Origin of the sequence: Bradyrhizobium sp. U531, assembly GCF_051710265.1 — a bacterium.
In the GTDB taxonomy this organism is placed as follows: domain Bacteria; phylum Pseudomonadota; class Alphaproteobacteria; order Rhizobiales; family Xanthobacteraceae; genus Bradyrhizobium.
Genome location: NZ_JASVEN010000014.1, coordinates 95,144 through 120,494, shown reverse-complemented (window position 1 = coordinate 120,494; position 25,351 = coordinate 95,144). Strand labels below are relative to the sequence as shown.

Here is a 25,351-nt window from a genome sequence, read left to right as displayed (position 1 = left end):
GCCGGGACCCACACTGCGATGGGCCCCGGCTCTGCAGCGCATCACTACGTGCTGCGCTGCGTCCGGGGCACGAGAGTTCGTCGACCTAGCGCCCCGCGCGCGTCCAGGTCTCGCCGCCGCAGAGCGCGCCGACGCAGCCTTCGACGCGCAACGAGTCCGCGCCCGTGACGCTGATGCTGCTGGCATAGGTGCTGCCGTCGTCGGCATTGTAGATCTGGCCCGACCATTTGCTCGGTCCCGCCGGCGGCATGCCGCTGAACAGCGGCAGTCCGATCATGGATCGCTTGGCGAGCGCGGGGTTGGGATTCTTGCTGTCGGTGGCGGGCTGGCCGGTCGCGGTGTCGTAGGGCTCGCGTAGCCAGGCGACGACGCCGCAGATGCCGCCGCCGCATTTGGTGATCTTGACGCGCGCATCACCTGCCTGGGTCAGCCATGTCCCGTCGACGTTCTGCGCATGCGCGGCGGATGTGCCAAGCAGTGCGGTGAGAAGGACGATGGAAGCGGCGAATCTGCAAGTCATGGAAGAGGCCCCGAAAATGGAGCGCCTCCATAGCAGGCCGGCGAGATAGTGCAACGCCGGCCGGAATCACATTCCTGCGTTTATCGACGTGCGTTGACATACTGCGCTCATTTGCCCCAGCGGCTGAAGGCGACCGAGGCCGCAGTCGACAGGCCGAATACCACCATGGCACCGCCGACCAGCGCGAACAACGTCCAGGCCGGCGCTTGCGCCATCATCAATCCAACGCCGCCGATCGCGACGATCAGGAGCCGCGCGGTGGACGCGAGCACGGGACCGCCGACGCGCGCCGCGCCCTGCGAGGAGAAATACAGCGACACGCCCATGCCGAAGAACGCGAAGGCGGGACCGGCCCAGTGGAAATAGCTGTGCGCGGCAGCGGTGACGCCGGGATCGCGCGTGAACAACGACACCCACAGCGCGGGATCGAGTGCGATGACGAGCCCGATCAGGCCGACCGTGATCCCGGACACCGCCGCCGCCGTCCAGGTCACGCGGCGGGCGCGGGCGACATGTCCGGCGCCCATCGCCATGCCGACCATCGGCACCGAGGCGATGCCGAAGGCGAAGGTGATCGGAATCAGCAGGAATTCCAGCCGCGAGCCGATGCCGTAGCCGGCCAGCATCTCGGTGCCGAACGTCGCCAGGATCTTCGTGAAGATCAGAATCGTGAGCACGGTCTGGAGCGGCGACAGGCAGGCGACCGCTCCCACTTTCAGAATGTCCAGGAACATCGCGCGCTCGAACTGGAAGGCGCGGAGCGCGAGCGGCAGCCGGCTGCGTCCGGACAACAGATACCAGAGGAAGAAGAGCGCCGCGCAGCTGAACGCGATCAACTGGCCGGCCGCGACGCCGGGCATGCCGAATTGCTTCACGCCGAACAGGCCGAGCCCGAGCGTGCCGCCGAGTGCGATCTGCAGCACGCTCGCGCCGATCAGCGTCATCGAGGGCAGGCGCATGTCGCCGGTGCCGCGGATCACCGAGGCCAGCGTGTTGACGAGCCAGATCGCGACCGCGCCGGAGAACAGTACCTGAGAATAGCCGCTGGCTTCCTCGAGCACGCGCTCGCGCCCCCCGAGCAGCGCGAAGAACGAGCGGCCGAAGACCAGCATCATCACCGTGAAGAACAATCCGCCGCAGAGGCCGATGATGGCGGCATGCAGCGCCAGCGTCGCGGCGCGGTCGCGATCTCCGGCGCCGAGCGCCCGGCTGATCGCGGACGAAACGCCGCCGCCCATCGCGCCCGCGCTCATCATCTGCGTCAGCATCGCGAACGGAAACACCAGCGCGATCGCGGCGAGCGGGATGGTGCCGAGCCGGCCGATATAGGAGGTCTCCGCGATCGCGACCAGCGTGCTGCCGACCATCGCGATCATGTTGGGGATCGCGAGCCGCAGCAGCGTCGGCATGATCGGCGCGGTCAGCAGGCTGGCGATGGAGGAGGCGACCGGTGCCCGCGGCGGGACGGCGTCTAGGGGGGCGTCGATCGTCATCTGTCACCGGGCGGAATATTGGATGATGACCGACATATTACAGGGCGTGCGGTAGCCGCGCCACCCCTCGCCATGCAGGGCTCACCAGGGCAGGCCGCAGAGGTCGATGGTGCCCAGCGTCGGCGCGCGGACGATGTTGAAGACGTAGGGCGCCATATGGGTGAAGAGGACACGCCCTTCCGGCTGTTCGCAATAGACCTCGCCCTTGAAGGGCAGCCAGCTCCGGGTCTCGTAGAACGAAAAATTATGAGGCTCGCAGAACAGCAGGGCGAAGCGAACGGCCTCGTTGGCGCGCATGGTGTGAATCGCCGCGTCGATCGCCACGGTGGCGTAGCCGCGGCCGCGCTGGTCCTGGCGCGTGCAGACCCCGCCGATGCCGCCGATATGGACCTTCTGCCCGTTCCAGGTGACCGTGCGGAAGTAGATGCCGACATGGCAGACGAGGCCGTCCTCGGGCGTCTCGATCAGGACGCGCAGATCGGCATTGGCCCATTTGACGTGAGCCCAGGGCTTGCCCGCGATCTCGTCCGCCCCCCAGACTGCCTGATGCAGCGGCTCGGCGATCCGCCATGAAGCGTCGCCGTTCAAAATGTCGATCTCGATGCTCATGGCCCTGTTTCTCGCAATGCGGCTGCGCGATCCCTTCGTTCTGTCATAACCGCTTCAAAGGCAATGATATTTTGCGGCAGCCGATCCGCCCCGACGTCGTGCAATCTGGCCATGTCGTCGCATCACGCGTTTTCGCAAATTGGCGGTATTTAACGGCCGCGGAACCTTCTATAAGGGATGACCGTTAGAACTCGTTCCCCATCAGTCGCGGACAAGAACCCATGACCTTTACGCTGCCCCCACTCCCCTACGCCTATGACGCCCTCGGCCAGTTCATGTCGAAGGAGACGCTGGAATTCCACCACGACAAGCATCATCAGGCCTACGTCACCAACGGTAACAATGCGCTCAAGGGGACCGAATGGGAAGGCAAGTCCCTTGAGGAGATCGTCAAGGGCTCGTTCGGCAAGAACCCCGCCGTGTTCAACAATGCCGGCCAGCACTACAACCACATCCACTTCTGGAGCTGGATGAAGCCCAATGGCGGCGGCACCAAGCTGCCGGGCAAGCTCGAGAAGAAGATCAACGAGGACCTCGGCGGCTTCGAGAAGTTCAAGACCGACTTCCAGGCGGCCGGTGTCGGCCAGTTCGGCTCCGGCTGGTGCTGGCTCCAGGTCAAGAACGGCAAGCTCGAGATCTCCAAGACCCCGAACGGCGAGAACCCGCTGGTGCACGGCGCCACCCCGATCCTCGGCTGCGACGTCTGGGAGCACTCCTACTACATCGACTATCGCAACCGTCGCCCCGACTATCTCAAGGCGTTCGTCGAGAACCTCGTGAACTGGGAATACGTCGAGTCCCTGTTCGACAAGGCGTGAAGCGTCATTCCGGGGCGCGCGAAGCGCGAACCCGGAATCCATTGATCCACTCGGGTTATGCCCGATGGATTCCGGGTTCGGCTCTTCGAGCCGCCCCGGAATGACAACAAGGCGGTCGCTCACGCGGCCGCCTTTTTGCTGTGCGGAATTGCCCTGCGCGGTGCGCGCACCGGTCTGTCATCACACCGTTTGCATCGGGGGAACACCGCCCTTAATCAGGATGGGCATCACCCTCGAGCCGCCCGCACACATTGTCAGAACCTTCCCCGAACCACCCGGCGCCCGCCGAGGACGCGGAGTCCGAGCCGCGGCCGGGACGCGCGCGCAAGCCGATCGGCTGGTCGACGATCATCATCGCGGTGCTTGTGGCGGTGAGCGCAACCCTGGTTTGGCGGCGTGACGGCACCGACGGCGTCCTGGAGATTCTCACGCACGATCTTTCGCTGTTCTCGGGCATCCTGCCGCGTGTGCTCGCCGGCTGCCTGCTCGGCGCATTGATCTCGGAAATCCTGCCGCACGAAAAGGTCTCGCGCTCGCTGGGGCCGAAATCCGGGCTGATGGGCCTTTTGATCGGCACCGCCTTCGGCGCGATCCTGCCCGGCGGTCCCTTCACCGCCTATCCCGTGGCGAGCGCGCTGCTCGCGGTCGGCGCCGATTTCGGCGCCACCATCGCCATGGTCGTGAGCTGGACCCTGATCGGCTACGGCCGCGCGGTGGCCTGGGAAATCCCGATCATGGGCACCGACTTCACGCTGTGGCGGATCCTGATCTCGCTGCCGCTGCCGGTGCTCGCCGGCGCACTCGGCCGCTTCGTCTATGTCCGGATCTATCCAAAGCCCGCAGCCAAGGACGACGAGAGTTGAGCGCGGCGCTTCTCATCGACATCCTGCTCTGGGGCTCGGTGTTCGGCGTCGGGCTGATCGCCTTCCGCCGCGGCCCGACGGTGTTCAAGGCCTCGCTGCGCGAGGGCACGATGGACTTCATCAACATCGTGCCGCGCATTGCGCTCGGGGTGATCGGCTCCGGCTACATCGCCGCCATCATCCCGCAGGAGGTGATCACCGGCTGGCTCGGGCCGGACTCTGGCTGGCTCGGGGTTGCCAGCGCCGTGGTCGCCGGCGCCGCGACGCCCGGCGGTCCCGTGATCGGCTTCTCCATCGGCACGGTGGCGCTGAAGTCGGGCGGCGGGGTGCCCCAGGTGGTCGCCTATGTCGTGGCCTGGGCGCTGTTCGCCTTCCAGCGGGTGATCCTGTGGGAAATCCCGTTCATGCCGGCCCGTTTCGTCTGGTTCCGCTGCGCCGTCTCGGTGCCGTTCCCGTTCGTGGCCGCGGCAATCGCGATGGTGATCGGCAAGCCGTGAGGCGGGCTTTGGCGTCTTGGCGCGTCATTCCGGGGCGATGCGAAGCATCGAACTATGGGGCGCAATTGCGCCCCTGAGAATCTCGAGATTCCGGGTTCGGCTTTGCCGCCCCGGAATGACGGCCCATGGTCGTGGACAGGGGTAATGTTATAATATAACGTCCTGATATGGTTCCCGCCGCGTCCCACGCCCACCAGCACGACCATGCTCATGACCACTCCCATGGTCATTCGCACGATCATGGGCATTCGCACGGGCACGACCACACCCATGCCCATGTCCACGATGCCGCCTCGCCGCATCCCGCCCAGGAGGCGCCCTGGTCGATCCTGCGCATGACCTTGGCGGCCCGCCTCGCGGCTGCGCTCGCCGTCTGCGCGGTGCTCTGGGGCGTGGTCTTCCTGGCGATGAGGTGAGGATGGCCGCGCTCCACTTTCACAACGTTACGCTGGGCTATGACCGGCATCCTGCCGTGCATCATCTCAGTGGTGAGGTCGCCGCCGGCGCGCTGGTCGCCGTGATCGGCCCGAACGGCGCCGGCAAGTCCACGCTGCTGCGTGGCATCGTCGGCATTTTGAAGCCGCTCGACGGCAGCATCCATCTCGGCGGGCTCGATTCCCGCGACATCGCCTATCTGCCGCAAAGCGCGGAGATCGACCGCAGCTTCCCCATCTCGGTGTTCGATTTCGTCGGCACCGGGCTGTGGCGCGGCACCGGCCTGTTCGGCGGCATCGGCAAGGCCGCGCGGGAGAAGATCCTGCGCGCCATCGGCTCCGTCGGCCTCAACGGTTTCGAGAACCGCCCGATCGGCACGCTCTCGGGCGGGCAGATGCAGCGCGTGCTGTTCGCACGCGTGCTGCTGCAGGACGCCAGATTGATCGTGCTCGACGAGCCCTTCAACGCCATCGACAGCAAGACCACGACCGACCTGCTTGCGCTGGTGAAGCATTGGCACGGCGAGGGCCGCACCGTGCTCGCGGCGCTGCACGACATGGAGATGGTGCGCAACCATTTCACGGAGACGCTGGTGCTGGCGCGCGGTCCGGTCGCGTGGGGACCGACGGCGGAGGTGCTGACGCCGGAAAACCTGCTGGTCGCGATGCGGATGTGCGAGGCGTTCGACGACAGTGCCGCAGCCTGCGCCGCCGACGACATCAGCACGCGGGCGGCCTGATATCCGATGCTCTATGACGCGCTGATCGGCCCGTTCACCGAATTCGAGTTCATGCGGCGCGCGCTTGCCGCCGTGATCGCGCTGTCGCTCGCGGGCGCGCCGATCGGCGTCTTCCTGATGCTGCGGCGGATGAGCCTCGTCGGTGACGCCATGGCGCATGCGATCCTGCCGGGTGCGGCCGTCGGCTTCCTGCTCTCCGGCCTCAATTTGTTCGCGATGACGGCCGGTGGCCTGATCGCGGGCTTTGCGGTCGCGATCCTCGCCGGCGTGGTCGCGCGCTCGACCGGGCTGAAGGAGGATGCTTCGCTTGCCACCTTCTATCTGGCTTCGCTGGCGCTGGGCGTGACCATCGTCTCGATCAAGGGCACCAATATCGACCTGCTCCATGTGCTGTTCGGCAACATCCTCGCGATGGACGACCAGACGCTTCTGGTGGTCGCTTTCAACGCGACGGTGACGCTGCTGGTGCTCGCGGTGATTTATCGGCCTCTGGTGATCGAGAGTGTCGATCCCTTGTTTCTGCGTACCGTGAGCCGGGCCGGCGGCCCCGCGCATCTGGCTTTCCTCGCGATGGTCGTCATCAACCTCGTCAACGGCTTTCAGGCGCTCGGCACGCTGCTGGCGGTGGGCCTGATGATCCTGCCGGCGGGCATCGCCCGGTTCTGGTCGCGCGATCTCACCGTGATGATCTCCATCGCGGTCGTCGCTGCCGCGGTTTCGGGCTATGCCGGTCTCGTGCTGTCGTTCCAGACCCGTGTGCCCTCGGGCCCCGCGATCATCCTGGTGGCGACGATGATCTACATCGTCTCGGTCCTGTTCGGCCGCGTCGGCGGCGTCGTCAGGCAACTGTTTCCCGGCCGGCATCTGGAGGCGTGACGGTGCGCTTCCTTGTGCTGTCCGCCCTGCTGCTGATCGCCTCGCCGCTGCACGCGGCGGAGCGGCTCAACGTCGTCGCGAGCTTCTCGATCCTCGCCGACTTGGTCCGCAATGTCGGCGGCGACCGCATCGATCTGACGACGCTGGTCGGGCCCGACAGCGACGTTCATGTCTACACACCGGCGCCGGGCGATGCGAAGCGCATCGCCGCGGCCAGGCTCGTCATCGTCAACGGGCTCGGGCTGGAGGGCTGGCTGCCGCGCCTGGTGCAGTCAGCGGGCAGCAAGGCAATCGTCGTCACGGCCAGTGCCGGCATTGCGCCGCTCAAGCTTGGCTCGGCCGCCGATCCGCACGCCTGGCAATCCATCCCCAACGTCAGGATTTACGTGGCCGACATCGCCAAGGCGCTGGCGGCCGCCGATCCGGATGACGCGGCATTCTTCGATGCCCAGGCCAAGGCCTATCTGGAAAAGCTCGAAACGCTCGACCGCGAGGTCCGCGAGGCCGTCGTCAGGATTCCGTCCGAGCGGCGCAAGGTGATCTCGACCCACGACGCCTTCGGCTATTTCGCCGCCGAATACGGTATCCAGTTCGTGGCTCCCCTCGGGGTCTCCACCGAAACCGAGCCCAGCGCCCGGGACATCGCTGCCATCATCGGCCAGATCAGGGCCCAAAAAATCCCGGCGGTCTTCCTGGAGAATATCAGCGATGACCGCCTGATCCGCCGGATCGCGGCGGAGACCGGGGTCAAGGTCGGGGGGACCCTGATTTCGGACGGTTTGACCGGCGAAAAGGGGCCTGCACCCACTTACATTGATATGGTCAGGCACAATATAAAGGCCCTGACCAGCGCGCTTGACCATTAGGGCAGGGGCCACCCCGCCTCGCGTCGCGCGACCAGCCCTATGTCCGGAGTTGTTATGTCTGAAGCGACCTCCCAGAAAATTCCCGTGACCGTCCTGACCGGCTATCTCGGTGCCGGCAAGACCACGCTCCTCAACCGCATCTTGTCGGAGAACCACGGCAAGAAATACGCCGTCATCGTCAACGAGTTCGGCGAGATCGGCATCGACAACGACCTCATCATCGGCGCCGACGAGGAAGTGTTCGAGATGAACAACGGCTGCATCTGCTGCACCGTGCGCGGCGACCTCGTGCGCATCATGGATGGGTTGATGAAGCGCAAGGGCAAGTTCGACGCCATCATCGTCGAGACCACCGGCCTTGCCGATCCCGCGCCGGTCGCCCAGACCTTCTTCGTCGACGAGGACGTGCAGAAGAACGCGCGGCTCGACGCGGTGGTCACGGTGGCCGACGCCAAATGGCTGGCCGATCGTCTCAAGGACGCGCCCGAGGCCAAGAACCAGATCGCCTTCGCCGACGTCATCGTCCTGAACAAGACCGATCTCGTCAACAAGGGCGAGCTGGCCGAGGTCGAGGCCCGCATCCGCGCCATCAATCCCTATGCGAAGCTGCATCGCACCGAGCGCTGCTCGGTGGCCCTGGCCGACGTGCTCGATCGCGGCGCGTTCGACCTCGATCGCATCCTCGAAGTCGAGCCGGACTTTCTCAATGCCGACGATCATGACCACGACCATGATCACCACCACCACGGCCACGACCATCATCATGATCACGGCCATGGCCTGAAGCACTATCACGACGAGGACATGCAATCGCTGTCGCTCAAGACCGACAAGCCGCTCGATCCCAACGTGTTCATGCCCTGGCTGCAGAACCTGGTGCAGGTCGAAGGCGGCAAGATCCTGCGCTCCAAGGGCATCCTCGCCTTCCACGACGACGACGATCGCTACGTCTTCCAGGGCGTCCATATGATGCTGGAGGGCGACCACCAGCGGAAGTGGAAGGAGGGTGAGAAGCGCGAAAGCCGCCTCGTCTTCATCGGCCGCGAATTGCCTGAAGAGGCGATCCGCAAGGGTTTTGAGAGCTGCATCGTCTCGTGATGAAAGAGTTTACCCCGGCCCCCGATTCCGCCTCGATCGTCTCCGTCACTGATCGCGTCAAGCCGTTCGCGCTCGGCATGTCCGTGACCTCGGTGTATTTTCTGAAGGATCGCGCCGCCTTCGTCGGCGGCGAGGAGAACGTCGCCTTCGTCGACGGCCAGGGAGAGGTCACCAAGGTCGCCGTGCACAGCGGCGGCATTCTCTCGACCGCCTCCGACGGCAAACGCATCGTGTTGGGCGGCGACGACGGCAAGGTCGTCGCGCTCGATGCCAAGGGCGAGGTGACGCTGCTCGCCACCGACCCGAAGCGGCGCTGGATCGACGCGGTGGCGCTGCATGCCGACGGCGCCTTCGCTTGGTCGGCCGGCAAGGTCGCGACCGTGAAGAGCGGCAAGGCCGAGGAGAAGTCTCTCGAGGTGCCCTCGACCGTTGGCGGCCTTGCCTTCGCGCCGAAGGGCCTGCGGCTGGCGATCGCGCATTACAACGGCGTGACGCTGTGGTTTCCCAACATGGAAGGGTCGGCCGAATTCCTGCCCTGGGCCGGCTCGCATCACGCGGTCGCCTTCAGCCCGGACAACAAGTTCCTGGTCACGGCGATGCACGAGCCGGCTCTGCATGGCTGGCGGCTCGCCGACAACAGGCACATGCGCATGACCGGCTATCCCGGCCGGGTGCGATCGATGTCCTGGAGCGCGGGCGGCAAGGGGCTCGCGACCTCGGGCGCCGACACCGTCATCATCTGGCCGTTCGGCAGCAAGGACGGCCCGATGGGCAAGGAGCCCGCCATGCTGGCGCCGTTGCAGGCGCGCGTGGCCGTGGTGGCCTGCCATCCCAAGAACGACATTCTGGCCTGCGGCTACAGCGACGGCACCGTGCTGATGGTGCGGCTGGAGGACGGTGCCGAGATCCTGGTCCGCCGCAACGGCACACCTCCCGTCGCCGCGATCGGCTGGAACGCCAAAGGCACGCTGCTGGCGTTTGCCGACGAAAATGGGGACGGCGGCCTGCTCGAGCTTTGATCTGTCATGGTTCCAGCCGTATAGGGAATCATGCGGTTTTTGACGACCTTCCAGCTTGCCGACTTCCTTGACACGCTGCTCAGCCTGACCACGGCCTTCGTGCTGGGCACGCTGATCGGCGCCGAGCGGCAATATCGCCAGCGCACCGCGGGCCTGCGCACCAATGTGCTGGTCGCGGTCGGAGCTGCCGCCTTCGTCGATCTTGCCATGCAGCTGGACGGTGCCGACGGCGCGGTGCGGGTGATCGCCTATGTCGTGTCCGGCATCGGCTTCCTGGGCGCCGGCGTCATCATGAAGCAGGGCATGGACGTGCGCGGGCTCAACACCGCGGCGACGCTATGGGCTTCGGCCGCGGTCGGCTCCTGCGCCGGTGCCGACATGATCGCGCAGGCGGCCGCGCTGACGGTCTTCGTCATCGCCGGCAACACCATGCTGCGCCCGCTGGTCAATGCCATCAACCGCATTCCCATGAACGAGAAGGCGCTGGAGGCGACCTATTATTTCAAGCTCGCGGTCGCCGCCGATGCGCTGCCGGATATGCGCGACCGCCTCGTCGAGAAGCTCGAGGCCACGAAATATCCCGTGGCGGGTATCGAGGTCGTCGAGCTCGGCGAGGACATGCTGGAGATCGTCGCGAAGCTGGTCGCGAACGCGGTCGATCCGAACGAGCTGAACGCGGTGGCGACGGACCTGCAGCATCTGCCGGGCGTGCGTCACGCCACCTGGGAAGTCAGCACGACGGAATAGGCGCGGCGTTTGGGCACGCAAACGGCGGTTCCCCCCTCACGGGAGGCGGAACTCCGGTCGGACCATTTCGTTGATTCCGCGAACAAAGGCGGTGATCGACATGACAGTCAATGACAAGCGCAGACTGAAACTGGACTTCATCATCGCCTGCTCGCTGTTTGCGGCCGGCGTCGTGATATCAGGCGTCTCGATCGCGCAGATTCGCGCTGACGGCCGGATGCAGCTGGCGCAGGCGACACCGCCGCTGCAGGGCACGCCGTCGGACGATCAGAACAAGCCCGCGGAAGCCAAGCCCGGTGGCGATCGGCCGACCACGCCGGCGCCCGAGCCGGCTCGCCCGGATCCGCAGACGCAAGGTGCGGCGGGTGCCGCCAAACCGGCATTGCCGCCGGCCCCTGCCGAGAAGATCGCACCGCCGATCGAGAAGAAGTAGCTGACGGCAGCACTTCCGGCCATGCACTCGGTGTCATCCCCCGCGAAGGCGGGGGATCCAGTAATCCGAGAAAGCAGGTGGATACGGAGAGGCCGCGGCGTACTGGATGCCCCGCCTTCGCGGGGCATGACAGCAGTGAGTGAGGCGAGGCGCGGCGGGCCCCTTACCGCACCAGAATATTCCTGAACTGCCAGGGATCGCTGCTGTCGATGTCCTCCGGAAACAGTCCCGGGCGATCCGTCAGCGGCGTCCAGTCGGTGTAATAGCCCTTCACCGGGCCGAGATATGGCAGCTGGATTTCCAGCAGGCGCTCGAAATCCATCTCGTCGGCCTCGACGATGCCTTCTTTGGGGTTCTCCAGCGCCCAGACCATGCCGCCGAGCACGGCGGAGGTCACCTGCAGGCCGGTGGCGTTCTGGTAGGGCGCGAGCGCGCGGGTCTCTTCGATCGAGAGCTGCGAGCCGTACCAATAGGCATTGTTGTCGTGGCCGAACAACAGGACGCCGAGTTCGTCGATACCGTCGACGATCTCGTTCTCGTCGAGGATGTGATGCTTCTCCTGCATCTTCGCGGCGCGGCCGAACATCTCGTGCAGCGACAGCACGGCATCGTCGGCGGGGTGATAGGCGTAGTGGCAGGTCGGCCGGAAGACCGCCTTGCCCGAGGCGTCACGCACAGTGAAGTAATCGGCGATCGAGATCGACTCGTTGTGGGTGACGAGGAAGCCGTATTGCGCGCCGCGGGTGGGGCACCAGGTGCGCACGCGCGTGTTGGCGCCGGGCTGCATCAGATAGATGGCCGCGCCGCAGCCGGCTTCATGCGTCTTCGCATTCTCGGGCATCCACTTCTCATGCGTGCCCCAGCCGAGCTCGGACGGCTGCACGCCTTCCGACAGGAAACCTTCCACCGACCAGGTGTTGACGAAGACGTCAGGCTCTTTCGGCTTCTTGGCGCGCTGGGTGTCGCGCTCGGCGATGTGGATACCCTTGATGCCGGCCTGCCGCATCAGGTCCGCCCATTCGGCGCGGGTCTTTGGCTTGGGGGCATTGAGCTTCAAATCGGCGGCGACGTTGAGCAGCGCCTGCTTGACGAAAAACGAGACCATGCCGGGATTGGCGCCGCAGCAGGAGACGGCCGTGGTCGAGCCCTTCGGGCGCGCCTTCTTGGCCGCCAGCGTCACTTCGCGCAGTGCATAGTTGGAGCGGGCTTCCGGGCCCTTGGAGGAATCGAAATAGAAGCCGAGCCAGGGCTCGTTGACGGTGTCGATATAGAGCGCGCCGAGCTCGTTGCAGAGCTCCATGATGTCGGTCGAGCCGGTGTCGACCGAGAGGTTGACGCAAAAACCCTGGCCGCCGCCTTCGGTGAGCAGCGGGGTCAGCAATTCGCGATAATTGTCTTTGGTCACGGCCTTCTGGATGAAGCGGACATTCTGCTTCTCGCAATGCGCTTTGCGGCCCTCGTCCTTGGGATCGATCACGGTGACGCGCGACTTGTCGTAGTCGAGATGCCGCTCGATCAGCGGCAGCGTGCCTTTGCCGATGGAGCCGAAGCCGACCATGACGATGGGACCGGTGATCTTCGCGTAGATCTGCGAGGGAGGGCTCATGGGATAGTTTCTCCGAAACGTGCTGGCAGGCCAAAGGGTGGGTGGATCAGGCGCGGCGCTTGTCAGACGCTGCGGCGCTTGGCGGTGACTTCGATCTCGACCTTCATCTCGGGCTTGGCGAGAGCGCTGACCACCAGCAACGTCGCGGCCGGCCTGATGTTGCCGAGAACCTCGCCGCAGACGGCGAAATGGGCATCGATGTAGCTGGTGTCGGTGACGTAGTAGGTCGCACGGACGATGTCGGCCATCTCGAACCCGCCCTCCTTCAGGGCGGCTTCAATGGTCTTGAAGCAGTTGCGTGACTGGCTCGTGACATCCGAGGGCATCGTCATCGTCGTGTAGTCATAGCCGGTGGTTCCCGCGACGAAGGCGAAATCGCCGTCGATCACGGCTCGGCTGTAGCCGACGGACTTTTCGAGGGGAGAGCCGGTGGAGATCAGGCGACGGGACATGGTTCGGGCCTCGGCTAAAGGGCGTTTTGCGGGGTTAAAGGGCGTTTCCGGCGCCTGCGCAACCCCAAAGGAACAGGTCTGGCGTAGGCGCGGCCGGGCGTTGCCGCGGGACGCGGCTGCGGCCGACACCATCAAGGCGATGTCTCAGGCCGCGCGCGCTTGGAGAGGACGAGCCGACCTCCGTTTGGCCAGCGCCGCGCCGGTCGGGACGATCATCCCCTCGGCACCATCAAGCGCGCCGTCGGTGAACTCGATCGCCAGCAGGCGGTCGCGCTCGAACGGGCCGGGCAGCGACAGCGCAGCCGTCTTCTCGCCCGTGAAGCCGAAGCGGGCGTAATAGGGGGCATCGCCGAGCAGGATCACGGCGTCATGCCCGCGCGCCCGGGCGGCGGCCAGCGCTTGTTGCATCAGCGCGGCGCCGATCCCGAGCTCGCGGCAGGCAGAGTCCACCGCCAGCGGTCCGAGGACCAGAGCGGGCCTGCCTCCGGCGCTGACGTGCCACAGCCGCACGGTTCCCACGAGCCTGCCCTCGCGCACGGCCGACAGGGCAAGGCCCGCGGCAGGCGCACGTCCGTCGCGCAGGCGCTGGCAGGTGCGGCCATGGCGGTCCTCGCCAAAGCTGGCATCCAGCAACGCTTCACGGGCGACGGCATCGGCAGCACGTTCCGCGCGGATCACGAACGGAGCGGCTTTCGAGGTGAGGGCGATCTGTGGCTTCCGAAAAGCAGTCATGGCGCATCAGTCCCCGCTTGAAACCGGCGTGCGCGAGGCACGCCTGTTCAAGGCGTCGTCAGAAATCAGATGTTGGGAAAGGAGCCGGCAAAGCCGGCTCCCGGGTTCGTCAGGCCTCGGACGAGAGGCGGATCAGATGTGATACGTCTTCAGCGGCGGGATGCCGTTGAACGCCACCGACGAGTAGGTCGACGTATACGCCCCGGTGCCTTCGATCAGAACCTTGTCGCCGATCTCCAGCGTGACCGGGAGCGGATAGGGGTTCTTCTCGTACAGCACGTCGGCGCTGTCGCAGGTCGGACCTGCGAGCACGCACGGCGTCATGTCCGCGCCGTCGTGACGGGTGCGGATGGCGTAGCGGATCGACTCGTCCATCGTCTCGGCGAGACCGCCGAACTTGCCGATGTCCAGGTACACCCAGCGCACCTCGTCCTCGTCGCTCTTCTTCGAGATGAGCACGACCTCGGATTCGATGACGCCGGCGTTGCCCACCATGCCGCGACCCGGCTCGATGATGGTCTCCGGAATCTGGTTGCCGAAGTGCTTGCGCAGTGCGCGGAAGATCGAGCGGCCGTAGGTCACGACCGGCGGCACGTCCTTCAGGTACTTGGTCGGGAAGCCGCCGCCCATGTTGACCATGGTCAGGTTGATGCCGCGCTCGGCGCAGTCGCGGAACACCTGCGAGGCCATCGCCAGCGCACGGTCCCACGCCTTCACCTTGCGCTGCTGCGAGCCGACATGGAACGAGATGCCGCACGGCTCCAGCCCCAGGCGCTTGGCGACGTCGAGCACCTCGACGGCCATTTCCGGGTCGCAGCCGAACTTGCGCGACAGCGGCCACTCGGCGCCGGCGCAGTCATAGAGGATGCGGCAGAACACCTTCGCGCCGGGAGCGACGCGGGCGATCTTCTCGACCTCGGGAACGCAGTCCACCGCGAACAGCCGGATGCCGAGCGCGAAGGCGCGCGCGATGTCGCGCTCCTTCTTGATCGTGTTGCCGAAGGAGATGCGGTCGGGCGTCGCACCAGCGGCCAGCGCCATTTCGATCTCGGCGACGGTTGCGGTGTCGAAGCAGGAGCCCATGGAGGCGAGCAGCGCCAGCACTTCCGGCGCCGGGTTCGCCTTGACGGCATAGAACACGCGGCTGTCGGGGAGCGCCTTGGCGAAGGTCTGGTAATTGTCGCGCACGACCTCGAGGTCGACGACGAGGCACGGCTCGGTGTCGAGGCCATCCTGGCGGCGGTTGCGCAGGAATTCCTGGATACGGTCGGTCATAGCACTCTCCCAAACGGCCCAGCGACGGGGACCCGTTCAAAAAATGACGTCGGATAAGAGCGCTCCGGCCAGATCGCGCGATGGAGGCGCGACGAGCCAAAGACTCAAATCAGACTGTGCTGCCGTGGATTGGTTGGGAATTTCCCGCCCGCACACCTGGCAATGAAGGACAAGCCTTTTCAGTAGCCCGCGCCGGCGTTGGACTGCCGGTAGAGACCAAAAAAGCCCGATCCGTCGTTGCTTTAAGTCGCGTCCCCCGTTGAGAGCGGGGTGCGCCGGTTCGCCTCCGGCTGCCAGTCACGGTTGCAAAAAGTGAAGTCACCTTCGACAAGGCACCTCTTGAGAGAGATGCTGGACGCTCCGGGTTTGCTTTCGTCTTTCGGCTATGAGCCTTCCGACTTCCGCACTTCCGAAGAGCCCCTCGGCTTCTTCACCCCTTGGCGGCTGTCCGGCCTCTTGTCCGGATACCTACCGACTGACACACGACCACAGGCACGTGCGAAATTGGGCAAGAGCGCACATAAGGGTTTTGACTCTGCTTCGCAAGAATTTTTTTAGGCTGAGAACAGATTTGCCTAACATCTGCTTGCGCAGTGTTGCGCGAGCGACGCGGAAGATGAACGCGCGTTAAGTTTTCCGAGGCAGCGCGCGCTCGTCGCGCGCGAGGAAGCGTCAGCCGCGCTTGGTGAAAGGCTCGACGCGCCGAGCCGCGCGGATGAACGCCGTCATCACGAGCACGCCGAGCGCGAACAGCACGGCCTGCAGGATGTGCGTGCCCTGCTCGCCGAGCCCCATCAGGATCGCGAGTGCCCAGCCGCCGGCGAACGCCGCGCCGAACACCTCCGCGCCGATCAGAATCGCGGCGCTGATGACGGTGATGACGCTGGGCCAGACGATCTGGCGGGAAGACGAGGAAGGCGCGTTCATGAGCTCAGGGGTCCGTGGTCCATCGAGGGCCGCAATCTCCTCGAAAAGGCGGCCGGGGGCAAGGCCAAATGGCCCAAAAAAGCCCCATCGCGTGCTATAGCTGGCCGCAACAATCGACCCATGAAAACCGGGACTTGCGATGTCAGAACCCCGCCAAACTACGGACTCCGAGACCAATCCGCTGCTGAAGGCCTGGGTGACGCCGTTTGCGACCCCGCCCTTCGATGAGATCCAGCCGGAGCACTTCCTGCCGGCCTTCGAGCAGGCCTTCGCCGACCATTCGGCGGAGATCGCGGCGATCACCAACGATCCCGCCGCGCCCGACTTCGCCAACACCGTTACGGCGCTGGAGCGCTCCGGCAAGCTGCTGAGCAAGGTCGCCTCGGTGTTCTACGACCTCGTCTCGGCACACTCCAACCCCGCCATCCTGGAGATCGACAAGGAGGTCTCCTTGCGGATGGCGCGGCACTGGAATCCGATCACCATGAACGCCGTGCTGTTTGGCCGCATCGCCCAGCTGCACGAGAACCGCGCCGATCTTGGTCTCACGCCCGAGCAACTTCGCCTGCTGGAGCGCACCTACACCCGTTTCCACCGCGCCGGCGCCGGCCTCGCCGAAGAGGCAAAGACGCGGATGGCCGAAATCAACGAGAGGCTGGCCCAGCTCGGCACCGGCTTCAGTCACCATCTGCTCGGCGACGAGCAGGAGTGGTTCATGGAGCTCGGCGCGGCCGATCGCCAGGGCCTGCCGGAAAGCTTCGTCGCCAGCGCCAAGGCTGCGGCAGAAGAGCGCGGCATGGAAGGCAAGGCCATCGTCACGCTGTCGCGCTCCTCGGTCGAACAGTTCCTGAAGAGCTCGGCGCGGCGTGACCTGCGCGAGAAGGCCTACAAGGCCTTCACCGCGCGCGGCGACAATGGCAATGCCAACGACAACAACGGAACCATCGTCGAGATCCTGAAGCTGCGCGAGGAGAGCGCGAACCTGCTGGGCTATCCGACCTATGCCGCCTACCGTCTCGAGGATTCCATGGCCAAGACGCCGGACGCAGTGCGGGGCCTGCTGGAACGGGTCTGGAAGCCGGCTCGCGCCCGGGCGCTCGCCGATCGCGACGAGATGCAGGCGCTGATCACGGCGGAGGGCGGCAATTTCAAGCTCGCACCCTGGGACTGGCGTTTCTACGCCGAGAAGCTGCGGCTTCAGCGCGCCAATTTCGACGATTCCGCGATCAAGCCGTATCTCGCGCTCGACCACATGATCGAAGCCGCCTTCGATTGCGCCACGCGCCTGTTCGGCGTCACCTTCGAGGAGCGCAAGGACGTTCCGGTCTGGCATCCCGACGTGCGGGTCTGGGAGATGAAGGGGCCGGACGGCCAGCACAAGGCGCTGTTCTATGGCGACTACTTCGCCCGCCCGTCGAAGCGCTCCGGCGCCTGGATGACCTCGCTGCGCGACCAGCAGAAGCTCGACGGCGACGTCGCGCCGCTCGTTCTCAACATCTGCAATTTCGCCAAGGGCGCCGACGGCGAGCCCTCGCTGCTGTCGCCCGACGATGCCCGCACCCTGTTCCACGAGTTTGGCCACGGCCTGCACGGCATGCTCTCCAACGTGACCTACCCGTCGCTGTCGGGCACGTCCGTGTTCACCGACTTCGTCGAGCTGCCGTCCCAGCTCTACGAGCACTGGCAGGAACGCCCCGAGGTGCTGCAGAAGTTCGCCCGTCACTACCAGACCGGCGAGCCGCTGCCGGACGACCTGCTCCAGCGCTTCCTCGCCGCGCGAAAATTCAACCAGGGCTTCGCCACGGTCGAATTCGTCTCCTCGGCGCTGGTCGATCTCGAATTCCACACCCAGCCGGCCGCGGCCGCGCAGGATGTCCGCGCCTTCGAGAAGAAGGAGCTGGAAAAGATCGGCATGCCCGAGGAGATCGCGCTGCGTCACCGGCCCACGCAGTTCGGTCACATCTTCACCGGCGATCACTATGCGGCCGGCTATTACAGCTACATGTGGTCGGAGGTGATGGACGCCGACGCCTTCGGCGCATTCGAGGAGGCCGGGAACATCTTCGATCCCGCCGTCGCCAAGCGCCTGCACGACGACATCTATTCGAGCGGCGGATCGGTGGATCCGGAGGCCGCCTATGAGGCCTTCCGCGGCCGCCCCCCGGAGCCCGACGCTCTGCTCCGCCGCCGCGGCCTGCTCGACGACAAGGCGGCCTGATCGGGATGCGCGCCCTGCTCGGTCTGCTGCTTGCCGCCGCGATGATGCTCGCATCAGGCGCGGCGAGCGCCCATCCGCATGTCCGGGTGGATGTGACGAGCGAGTTCCTTTATGGCGCAGACGGCAGCGTTGCAGGTGTGCGCCACGCCTGGACGTTCGACGAAGCGTTCTCGGCCAGTGCCTTGCAGGGACTGCAGCGGAAGACTGATGGCACCTACTCTCGCGAGGCGTTGGCCTCGTTGGCGCAGGCCCAGGTCGAGTCATTCAAAGAACAGACCTACTTCACCACCGTCAGTGCCAACGTCAAGCAACCGTTTGCAGAGCCGATCGATTGCCTCTTCGAATACGCAGATAATCGCCTGACTCTGCATTTCACGCTGCCGCTGAAAGCCTCTGTGAAGGCGAAGCAGGTTCGTTTGGCTATCTATGATCGTTCCTTCTTCATAGATTTTCGATTGGCAAAGGAGCATCCGCTCAAACTCGTTGGTGCGCCTGCTGGTTGTGAGATATGGCTGGGGCATTCATGGCAGGCGCGGTCAATTGGGAACGACGGGGATCGCGAGCTGGTGCAGGAAGCGAGCGAGGATACCTTCAAGGAGGGCGGTGCGAACGCCGCTGTCGGCCTGTTATTCCTCGTTCCGATCTTGGTGGAGTGCCTATGATCCTGCCGGTTTGGATACCTCCGATGCGCCGCCTGTTCGAATGGCTTATCGTCGCCGCCATGATGTTCGCGCCAAGCCTCGCGAGCGCGCACCCGCATGTCTGGATCACCGCGACCAGCGAGTTGCTCTACGCCGCCGACGGCACCATCACCGGCGTCCGCCACGCCTGGACCTTCGACGACATGTTCTCGGCCTATGCGGTGCAGGGGCTCGAGAGCAAGACCAAGGGCGCCTATACCCGCGAGGAGCTGGGGGCGCTGGCGCAGACCAATGTCGAGTCGCTGAAGGAATATGCTTATTTCACCTTCGCGAAGGCCGACGGCAAGAAGGAGCGTTTCCAGGAGCCGGTCGACTACTTCCTCGACTACAAGGATACGGTGCTGACCCTGCACTTCACGCTGCCGCTGAAGAACCCGGTCAAGCCCAGGCAGCTGGTGCTCGAAGTATTCGACCGCTCCTTCTTCATCGACTTCCAGATGGCCAAGGAGAGCCCGGTCAAGCTGGTCGGCGCGCCCGCGGGCTGCCAGATGAAGCTGGATCGGCCGAGCGACGGCTCGGCGAGCGCGCAGAAGCTCAACGAGCAGACCTTCCTGAACGGCGAGAATTCGAATTTCGGCATGATGTTCGCCAACAAGATCACGGTGGATTGCCCGTGAAGCCAAAGCTCTCCCCCATCGCGCGCGGGCTTCTCGCCTTCGCCGCCGTTCTCCTCGTCGTCGGCGTGGCCGATGCCGCGCTTCACTATGTCCTCGCGCAAAATCCGTTCGGCGCGCCGAAGCCCGCGCCGGCGGCCGAACCCGAGGCCAGCGGCCTCGTCGGCTGGATCCTGGCAAAGCAGTCTGAATTCTATCGCCAGATGTCGTCGACCATCCGCGCCGCGAAGTCCGACGGCTCGGCGGTGTGGACGCTGCTCTTCATCTCGTTCGCCTACGGCATCTTCCATGCCGCCGGCCCCGGCCACGGCAAGGCGGTGATCGCCTCCTATCTCGTCGCCAACCGCGAGACCGCCCGGCGCGGCATCGCGCTGTCGTTTGCCTCGGCGCTGATGCAGTCGCTGGTGGCGATCCTGATCGTCGGCATTTCGGCCTGGGTGCTGAATGCGACCGCCAAGACCATGTGCAGGGCTGAAGGGGTGATCGAGATCGCCAGCTACGCCTTGATCGCGCTGTTCGGCCTGCGCCTCGTCTGGGTCAAGGGACGCACTTTCATCCAGGCGCTGCAGGCGGTCCAGCCGGTGCCGGCGATGGCCGGCGTGCCGCACCATCACGATCATCACCATCACCATGATGCCCACGATCACCATGGACATGATCACGATGGTCACGATCACCACGATCACGGCCACGCGCACGCCCATCATTCCCACGACCATGACCACGTTCACGACGAGCATTGCGGCCATTCCCATGGCCCCACGCCGAGCGAGCTTGCCGGCCCCGGCGGCTGGCGGCGCGGTTTTGCCGCGATCCTCACCGTCGGCATCCGGCCGTGCTCGGGTGCCATCCTGGTGCTGGTGTTCGCGCTGGCGCAGGGCCTGTTCTGGGCCGGGATCGCCGCGACCTTCCTGATGGGGCTCGGCACCGCGATCACGGTCGCGGCGATTGCGGTCATCGCCGTCTCCGCCAAGGGCATCGCAGCCCGCCTCAGCGCCGGGCGCGACGGCGGCGGTGCGCTCTTCATGCGCGGCATCGAGTTCGCGGCTGCAGGGGTCGTGCTGCTGTTCGGCGCCGGCCTGTTGCTGGGCTATATCGCGGCCGAACGGACGACGTGCTTCTAGGCCGAACTCTCGTGCCCCGGACGCTGCGCAGCGTCCCCGGCGATGCGAAGCATCGTCCGGTACGGTGCGCTGCAGAGCCGGGGCCCATCTCGCCATGGGTACGTGTGGCCCTCTGGGTCCCGGCTCTGCGGAGCAGCGCAAGCGCGCTGCACCGCGTCCGGGACACGGCAGTCACAGCCTCACACCGGCAGAAACCGCTTCAACGCGGGCATGAAGAAGATCCCGAGATTGATCGCAAACCCGGCGCTCCAGAGGATCGAGCGCAGCGTCGGGCGGTTGCCGAGATAGGTCAGCACATAGGCGATCCGCACGATCAGGAACAGCGCGGCGAGCTCGTCGATCAGCCGCTGCGGCGAATCCCGGTATTCGGCAAGCAGCACGGCGAAGGCGAAGAACGGGAAGGTCTCGATGCCGTTCTGGTGCGCGCCGAGCGCGCGCTGCGAGAGCGCGTCCTCGTAGAAGGCGGGGTCGCGCGGCCGGGAATTATCGAAGCCGCGAAACCTGATCCATTTGATCGCGGCGATCGTAGACAGATAGAGCAGCAACACTCCGAAGACGCACCATTCCGCGAGTGTCATCGTCTTTCCCCAGCCTGGTGCGACCCTAGCGAAAGCGGCCTCATCTTGACAAGTTCGGACCAACGCGCGACCCACAGAGCCATGACCAGTGTCGTCCCCATCGAGACCGGAAGACCGGCCGCCCAGTCCGCCCTGCCGCGTGTTGGCGTGCTCCTGATCAATCTCGGAACGCCCGACACCGCCGACGCGCCGGGCGTGCGGGTCTATCTGAAGGAGTTCCTGAGCGACGCTCGCGTCATCGAGGACCAGGGACTGATCTGGAAAGCCGTGTTGAACGGCATCATCCTGCGCAGGCGGCCCCGCGCCAAGGCGCTCGACTACCAGAAGATTTGGAACACCGAGAAGAACGAGTCGCCGCTGAAGACCATCACGCGGTCGCAAGCCGACAAGCTCGCCGTTTTGCTGCCGGACCACGCCCACGTCGTGGTGGACTGGGCGATGCGCTACGGCAATCCCTCGATCAAATCGGGCATCGATGCGCTGATCGCGAAAGGCTGCGAGCGCATCCTGGCGGTCCCGCTCTATCCGCAATATTCCGCCTCGACCTCGGCAACCGTCTGCGACGAGGTGTTTCGCGTGCTCGCCCTTCTGCGCAACCAGCCGACGCTGCGGGTGACGCCTCCTTATTACGAGGACGCCGCCTATATCGAGGCGCTGGCGACCTCGATCGAGACGCATCTGGCGACGCTGTCCTTCAAGCCGGAGCTGATCGTCGCGTCCTTCCACGGCATGCCGAAATCCTATGTCGACAAGGGCGATCCCTATCAGCAGCACTGCATCGCCACCACGCAGGCGCTGCGCCGCCGGCTCGGCATGGACGAGACGAAGCTGCTGCTGACCTTCCAGTCGCGCTTCGGCAATGAGGAGTGGCTGCAGCCCTATACCGACAAGACCATGGAGCGGCTTGCCAAGGAAGGCGTGCGCCGTATCGCGGTGGTGACGCCGGGCTTCTCGGCCGACTGCCTCGAGACGCTGGAGGAGATCGCGCAGGAGAACGCCGAGATCTTCAAGCACAATGGCGGCGAAGCGTTTTCGGCGATCCCCTGCCTCAACGACAGCGAGCCCGGCATGGACGTGATCCGCACCCTGGTGCTGCGCGAGCTCCAGGGCTGGATATAGCTCTGTGAACCGCCGCGAGCTCCTGGCGGCCTTGCTCGCAATTGCGGACGATGTCATCGAATAGAACGGGCGGTGGGACCGACATCTTGAATGATGCGGGCTTTCGATGTGGACTGTCGCCGTGTCCGATCCTGGAAATCGTCAGCCATGACCGTCCAAATCGAAACCTATTACGACTTCAGATCGCCCTACGCTTATTTCGCCGATTTCAGGATCCGCAAGGCCGGCCTCGGCTTTCCGGCCGGGGTCGAGTGGGTCGGGCGACCGATCTTCATCGACGTCATCCTCAATCTCCAGTCCGGCCGCGAGCCATGGGCGCCTTATGTCGACACCCTCATCCCGCCCAAGCGCGCCTACCTGATGGCCGACATCCGCCGCATGGCGAGGTTTTATGGGGCGCCCTTGAAGCCATCGTGGAAGTGGCCCAACCGGCCCAACCAGATTCCAGCCTTGTGCGTTGCGTCCCTGCTGTCAGGCGCCGTTGAGCAGGCCTTCCGAAGCGCCGTTTTCGATGGGCTGTGGCACGAGCAGCGCGACATCTCCGACCCCATGGTTTTGAGAGAGGCCGTCGCCCGCGCCGGCGGCGATCCGGAGATCGTGCAGCAGGCTGGCGATCCCGGTGTGCGCGATGCCCTGACGCAGCGGACGGTGGACGCGTATGCAAGTGGAGTGTTCGGGACACCCACGTTCGTCTGGAACAGGGAGATCTTCTTTGGCGCCGATCGACTCGACGTCCTGGCCTGGAAGGTGAACCGCGAGGCCGCCGAGCGGTAGCATCGGAAAAGGTGGGCGCGAATCCCCGGCGTTCCCTGCTAGGTCCGCATCCGTGCGCTTTCAAGAGGGTGTCGCAAATACATATCCTGACCGTTTCTTCGGCTCCGTATCTTGTGCAGAATTGCGTCGATACCGACGTGAATTGCGACCGCTGAACCGGTAGGGTTGCGCTCCCGACCAATGACAGCGCGGGAAAGGGCTTTTTCCTGCCTTGGAGGAAATATGAGCGGTTTCGACATTTTCGCGATTGTTCTGGTGTTGCTCGTCATCGTCACGCTGGTCGCCGGCGTGAAGACGGTGCCGCAGGGCTATGACTGGACCATCGAGCGGTTCGGCAAATACACGCAGACGCTGAGCCCCGGCCTTAACTTGATCGTGCCCTATTTCGATCGCGTCGGGCGCAAGATCAACATGATGGAGCAGGTGATCGACATTCCCGAGCAGGAGGTCATCACCAAGGACAACGCCACCGTGACGGTGGACGGCGTCGCCTTCTACCAGGTGTTCGACGCCGCCAAGGCGAGCTACGAGGTTTCCAACCTGACTCAGGCCGTCACCGTCCTGACCATGACCAACATCCGTTCCGTAATGGGCTCGATGGATCTCGATCAGGTGCTGTCGCATCGCGACGAGATCAACGAGCGCCTGCTCCGCGTCGTGGATGCCGCCGTGTCGCCCTGGGGCCTGAAAGTCAACCGCATCGAGATCAAGGACATCGTGCCGCCCGCCGACCTCGTCGAAGCCATGGGCCGGCAGATGAAGGCCGAGCGCGTCAAGCGCGCCGACATTCTGGCCGCCGAAGGCCAGCGCCAGTCCGAGATCCTGCGCGCCGAGGGCGCCAAGCAGGGCCAGATCCTGCAGGCCGAAGGCCGCAAGGAGGCCGCGTTCCGCGACGCCGAGGCGCGCGAGCGTTCGGCGGAGGCGGAAGCAAAGGCCACGCAGGTGGTGAGCGAAGCCATTGCCAAAGGCGACGTCGCCGCCTTGAACTACTTTATCGCAGACAAATACATCAAGGCGTTCGGGCAGTTCGCCGACGCGCCGAACCAGAAGATCATCATGCTGCCGATCGAAGCGACGAGCCTACTCGGCTCGCTCGCCGGCATCGGCGAGATCGCCAAGGCGACGTTCGGCGAAAGCGCGGCCTCCGCGGCCGCCGCCGCGCGGCGCCCGGGCTCGGTGCCGCCGACCGGCAACACGCCGCCGGCGGTGCCGCCGCGGCAGGGATAGTCACCGGCGCATGTCCCTTCAGGCAGGGGCATGCACATGATAGAAGGTCGTATCATGACCGACATGTTCATATCGCTCGGCACCTGGAACTGGCTGATCTTCGGCTTCATCCTGATGGCGCTGGAGGTGCTGGCGCCGGGTGTCTTCATGTTCTGGCTCGGGCTCGCTGCGCTGCTGGTGGGCCTGATCTCGTTTGCGATGGTCCTATCTTGGCAGATCCAGCTCGTGATGTTCGCGCTGTTCGCCGCCGCCGCCGTGCCGGTGTGGCGCCGCCTCGCCCGGCCGAAGCTCGATGCCAGCGCAAGTCCGTTCCTCAACAAGCGGACCGAGGCGCTGCTCGGCCGCGAGTTCACCCTGGAAAAGCCGATCATCGACGGCAACGGCACCGTGCGCATCGGCGACACGGTGTGGCGCGTGGCCGGTCCTGATACGCCAGCGGGAACGCGGGTGAAGGTGGTGCAGGTCGATGGCGCCAACCTGACGGTGGCGGCGGCGTAGCCACCGCCGTCATTGCGAGGAGCCCTTGCGACCAAGCAATCCAGAGTCCCTCTGCGGAGAGATTCTGGATTGCTTCGCTGCGCTCGCAATGACGAGATTGTTGAGGCTGCGTCGCGGAACTCAGATACCCCGCTTGTTGCTCCACCTCTCCGCAAACCGGTGCAGCGGCATGACCATCTCGCACAGATCCCGCCCGAGCGGCGTCAGCCCGTAACCTCCGCCCTCGCCAAGCGCGACGAACCCCGCTTCGCGCAGCTCCGTCAGCCGCGTTTGCAGCACCGTCGGCGAGGCTTCGTCGCAGGCGGTGCGCAGCGCGCGCGAGGTGAGGGGCGCGTCCCGCAGCTCCCAGAGAAGCCGTAAGCTCCAGCGCCGGCCGAGCAGGTCGAGCAGTACCATGATCGGCCGGCCCGTGCGGGAGCCGCGAACGCTGCGTGTCTTCGATCCGGCCTGTTTCGTCATCGACGGTCCCTTGCGTCTTGCTACAGATAGTGTA

The 25,351-nt window shown here is 65.3% G+C and carries 29 protein-coding genes; 19 read left to right on the top strand and 10 right to left on the bottom strand.

The window, feature by feature from the left end:
* Positions 1-85: 85 nt before the first annotated feature.
* The 3 genes from QRQ56_RS37075 to QRQ56_RS37065 all read right to left on the bottom strand — a co-directional run bounded on the left by QRQ56_RS37075 (position 86) and on the right by QRQ56_RS37065 (position 2,622).
* Positions 86-520: a DUF2147 domain-containing protein gene (locus QRQ56_RS37075; RefSeq protein WP_438746656.1), complete on the bottom strand. Its 435-nt coding sequence runs from the start codon at positions 518-520 to the stop codon at positions 86-88.
* Between the two features lie 107 nt (positions 521-627).
* Positions 628-2,013, bottom strand: coding sequence for an MATE family efflux transporter (locus tag QRQ56_RS37070; protein ID WP_438746654.1), 1,386 nt, complete (start codon positions 2,011-2,013; stop codon positions 628-630).
* A gap of 81 nt (positions 2,014-2,094) precedes the next feature.
* Entirely contained in the window at positions 2,095-2,622 is a 528-nt protein-coding gene (locus QRQ56_RS37065) for a GNAT family N-acetyltransferase (protein WP_438746653.1), read from the bottom strand.
* A 221-nt stretch (positions 2,623-2,843) separates the two neighbouring features.
* On the opposite strand from QRQ56_RS37065, the gene QRQ56_RS37060 reads away from it, so the two are divergent.
* From QRQ56_RS37060 to QRQ56_RS37010, 11 genes are all read left to right on the top strand, one after another.
* Positions 2,844-3,440 (top strand): superoxide dismutase, encoded by a 597-nt coding sequence (locus tag QRQ56_RS37060; RefSeq protein ID WP_014491764.1) that lies wholly within the window; start codon positions 2,844-2,846, stop codon positions 3,438-3,440.
* Between the two features lie 251 nt (positions 3,441-3,691).
* Entirely contained in the window at positions 3,692-4,303 is a 612-nt protein-coding gene (locus tag QRQ56_RS37055; protein WP_438746652.1) for a permease, read from the top strand.
* On the top strand, positions 4,300-4,800 hold the full coding sequence (locus tag QRQ56_RS37050; protein WP_438746651.1) for a hypothetical protein: 501 nt from the start codon (positions 4,300-4,302) through the stop codon (positions 4,798-4,800). Before QRQ56_RS37055 ends, QRQ56_RS37050 begins: the two co-directional genes overlap by 4 nt.
* Before the next feature lie 167 nt (positions 4,801-4,967).
* Positions 4,968-5,216: a hypothetical protein gene (locus QRQ56_RS37045; protein ID WP_438746650.1), complete on the top strand. Its 249-nt coding sequence runs from the start codon at positions 4,968-4,970 to the stop codon at positions 5,214-5,216.
* A gap of 2 nt (positions 5,217-5,218) precedes the next feature.
* Positions 5,219-5,974: a metal ABC transporter ATP-binding protein gene (locus QRQ56_RS37040; RefSeq protein WP_438746649.1), complete on the top strand. Its 756-nt coding sequence runs from the start codon at positions 5,219-5,221 to the stop codon at positions 5,972-5,974.
* A gap of 6 nt (positions 5,975-5,980) precedes the next feature.
* On the top strand, positions 5,981-6,850 hold the full coding sequence (locus QRQ56_RS37035) for a metal ABC transporter permease (protein ID WP_438746648.1): 870 nt from the start codon (positions 5,981-5,983) through the stop codon (positions 6,848-6,850).
* Positions 6,851-6,852: 2 nt separating this feature from the next.
* Positions 6,853-7,716 carry a metal ABC transporter solute-binding protein, Zn/Mn family gene (locus QRQ56_RS37030; protein WP_438746714.1) on the top strand — a complete coding sequence of 288 codons (864 nt, stop codon included), beginning with the start codon at positions 6,853-6,855 and terminating at the stop codon, positions 7,714-7,716.
* 54 nt (positions 7,717-7,770) lie between these two features.
* Positions 7,771-8,814 (top strand): CobW family GTP-binding protein, encoded by a 1,044-nt coding sequence (locus QRQ56_RS37025; RefSeq protein WP_438746647.1) that lies wholly within the window; start codon positions 7,771-7,773, stop codon positions 8,812-8,814.
* The gene (locus QRQ56_RS37020; RefSeq protein WP_438746645.1) at positions 8,814-9,833 is read left to right on the top strand and encodes a WD40 repeat domain-containing protein; all 1,020 of its coding nucleotides are present in this window, start codon (positions 8,814-8,816) and stop codon (positions 9,831-9,833) included. The genes QRQ56_RS37025 and QRQ56_RS37020 overlap by 1 nt, the downstream gene beginning before the upstream one ends.
* Positions 9,834-9,863: 30 nt before the next feature.
* Positions 9,864-10,580, top strand: coding sequence for an MgtC/SapB family protein (locus tag QRQ56_RS37015; protein ID WP_438746642.1), 717 nt, complete (start codon positions 9,864-9,866; stop codon positions 10,578-10,580).
* A 100-nt stretch (positions 10,581-10,680) separates the two neighbouring features.
* Entirely contained in the window at positions 10,681-11,013 is a 333-nt protein-coding gene (locus QRQ56_RS37010) for a hypothetical protein (protein ID WP_438746640.1), read from the top strand.
* A gap of 163 nt (positions 11,014-11,176) precedes the next feature.
* Here the strand turns inward: QRQ56_RS37010 and QRQ56_RS37005 are convergent, their stop codons facing one another.
* The 5 genes from QRQ56_RS37005 to QRQ56_RS36985 all read right to left on the bottom strand — a co-directional run bounded on the left by QRQ56_RS37005 (position 11,177) and on the right by QRQ56_RS36985 (position 16,005).
* Positions 11,177-12,619 (bottom strand): homospermidine synthase, encoded by a 1,443-nt coding sequence (locus tag QRQ56_RS37005; RefSeq protein ID WP_438746639.1) that lies wholly within the window; start codon positions 12,617-12,619, stop codon positions 11,177-11,179.
* Positions 12,620-12,681: 62 nt separating this feature from the next.
* Positions 12,682-13,071, bottom strand: a complete 390-nt coding sequence (locus tag QRQ56_RS37000; RefSeq protein WP_438746637.1) for a RidA family protein — start codon at positions 13,069-13,071, stop codon at positions 12,682-12,684.
* A gap of 144 nt (positions 13,072-13,215) precedes the next feature.
* The gene (locus QRQ56_RS36995; RefSeq protein WP_438746636.1) at positions 13,216-13,803 is read right to left on the bottom strand and encodes a GNAT family N-acetyltransferase; all 588 of its coding nucleotides are present in this window, start codon (positions 13,801-13,803) and stop codon (positions 13,216-13,218) included.
* 132 nt (positions 13,804-13,935) lie between these two features.
* Positions 13,936-15,078, bottom strand: a complete 1,143-nt coding sequence (locus QRQ56_RS36990) for a type III PLP-dependent enzyme (RefSeq protein ID WP_438746634.1) — start codon at positions 15,076-15,078, stop codon at positions 13,936-13,938.
* A gap of 672 nt (positions 15,079-15,750) precedes the next feature.
* Positions 15,751-16,005: a hypothetical protein gene (locus QRQ56_RS36985; RefSeq protein ID WP_438746633.1), complete on the bottom strand. Its 255-nt coding sequence runs from the start codon at positions 16,003-16,005 to the stop codon at positions 15,751-15,753.
* A 139-nt stretch (positions 16,006-16,144) separates the two neighbouring features.
* Here QRQ56_RS36985 and QRQ56_RS36980 point away from each other — a divergent pair, with 139 nt between their 5' ends.
* From QRQ56_RS36980 to QRQ56_RS36965, 4 genes are read left to right on the top strand one after another with little or no spacing between them, the layout of a single operon-like run.
* Positions 16,145-18,223 (top strand): M3 family metallopeptidase, encoded by a 2,079-nt coding sequence (locus QRQ56_RS36980; RefSeq protein WP_438746631.1) that lies wholly within the window; start codon positions 16,145-16,147, stop codon positions 18,221-18,223.
* Entirely contained in the window at positions 18,223-18,885 is a 663-nt protein-coding gene (locus QRQ56_RS36975; RefSeq protein ID WP_438746712.1) for a DUF1007 family protein, read from the top strand. The genes QRQ56_RS36980 and QRQ56_RS36975 overlap by 1 nt, the downstream gene beginning before the upstream one ends.
* A 23-nt stretch (positions 18,886-18,908) precedes the next feature.
* Positions 18,909-19,541, top strand: a complete 633-nt coding sequence (locus QRQ56_RS36970) for a DUF1007 family protein (protein ID WP_438746629.1) — start codon at positions 18,909-18,911, stop codon at positions 19,539-19,541.
* Positions 19,538-20,662: a nickel/cobalt transporter gene (locus QRQ56_RS36965; protein ID WP_438746628.1), complete on the top strand. Its 1,125-nt coding sequence runs from the start codon at positions 19,538-19,540 to the stop codon at positions 20,660-20,662. Before QRQ56_RS36970 ends, QRQ56_RS36965 begins: the two co-directional genes overlap by 4 nt.
* A gap of 179 nt (positions 20,663-20,841) precedes the next feature.
* Here the strand turns inward: QRQ56_RS36965 and QRQ56_RS36960 are convergent, their stop codons facing one another.
* Positions 20,842-21,240 (bottom strand): MAPEG family protein, encoded by a 399-nt coding sequence (locus QRQ56_RS36960; RefSeq protein ID WP_438746627.1) that lies wholly within the window; start codon positions 21,238-21,240, stop codon positions 20,842-20,844.
* 81 nt (positions 21,241-21,321) lie between these two features.
* On the opposite strand from QRQ56_RS36960, the gene hemH reads away from it, so the two are divergent.
* The 4 genes from hemH (at position 21,322) to QRQ56_RS36940 (ending at position 24,858) form a co-directional block, all read left to right on the top strand.
* Positions 21,322-22,359: a ferrochelatase gene (hemH, locus tag QRQ56_RS36955; protein WP_438746625.1), complete on the top strand. Its 1,038-nt coding sequence runs from the start codon at positions 21,322-21,324 to the stop codon at positions 22,357-22,359.
* Positions 22,360-22,506: 147 nt separating this feature from the next.
* Positions 22,507-23,133 (top strand): 2-hydroxychromene-2-carboxylate isomerase, encoded by a 627-nt coding sequence (locus QRQ56_RS36950; protein ID WP_438746623.1) that lies wholly within the window; start codon positions 22,507-22,509, stop codon positions 23,131-23,133.
* Positions 23,134-23,355: 222 nt separating this feature from the next.
* Positions 23,356-24,360, top strand: coding sequence for an SPFH domain-containing protein (locus QRQ56_RS36945; RefSeq protein ID WP_438746622.1), 1,005 nt, complete (start codon positions 23,356-23,358; stop codon positions 24,358-24,360).
* 54 nt (positions 24,361-24,414) lie between these two features.
* On the top strand, positions 24,415-24,858 hold the full coding sequence (locus QRQ56_RS36940) for an NfeD family protein (protein ID WP_438746621.1): 444 nt from the start codon (positions 24,415-24,417) through the stop codon (positions 24,856-24,858).
* Between the two features lie 120 nt (positions 24,859-24,978).
* Here QRQ56_RS36940 and QRQ56_RS36935 read toward each other — a convergent pair whose 3' ends face one another.
* Positions 24,979-25,317 (bottom strand): winged helix-turn-helix transcriptional regulator, encoded by a 339-nt coding sequence (locus tag QRQ56_RS36935; protein WP_438746620.1) that lies wholly within the window; start codon positions 25,315-25,317, stop codon positions 24,979-24,981.
* Positions 25,318-25,351: the final 34 nt, after the last annotated feature.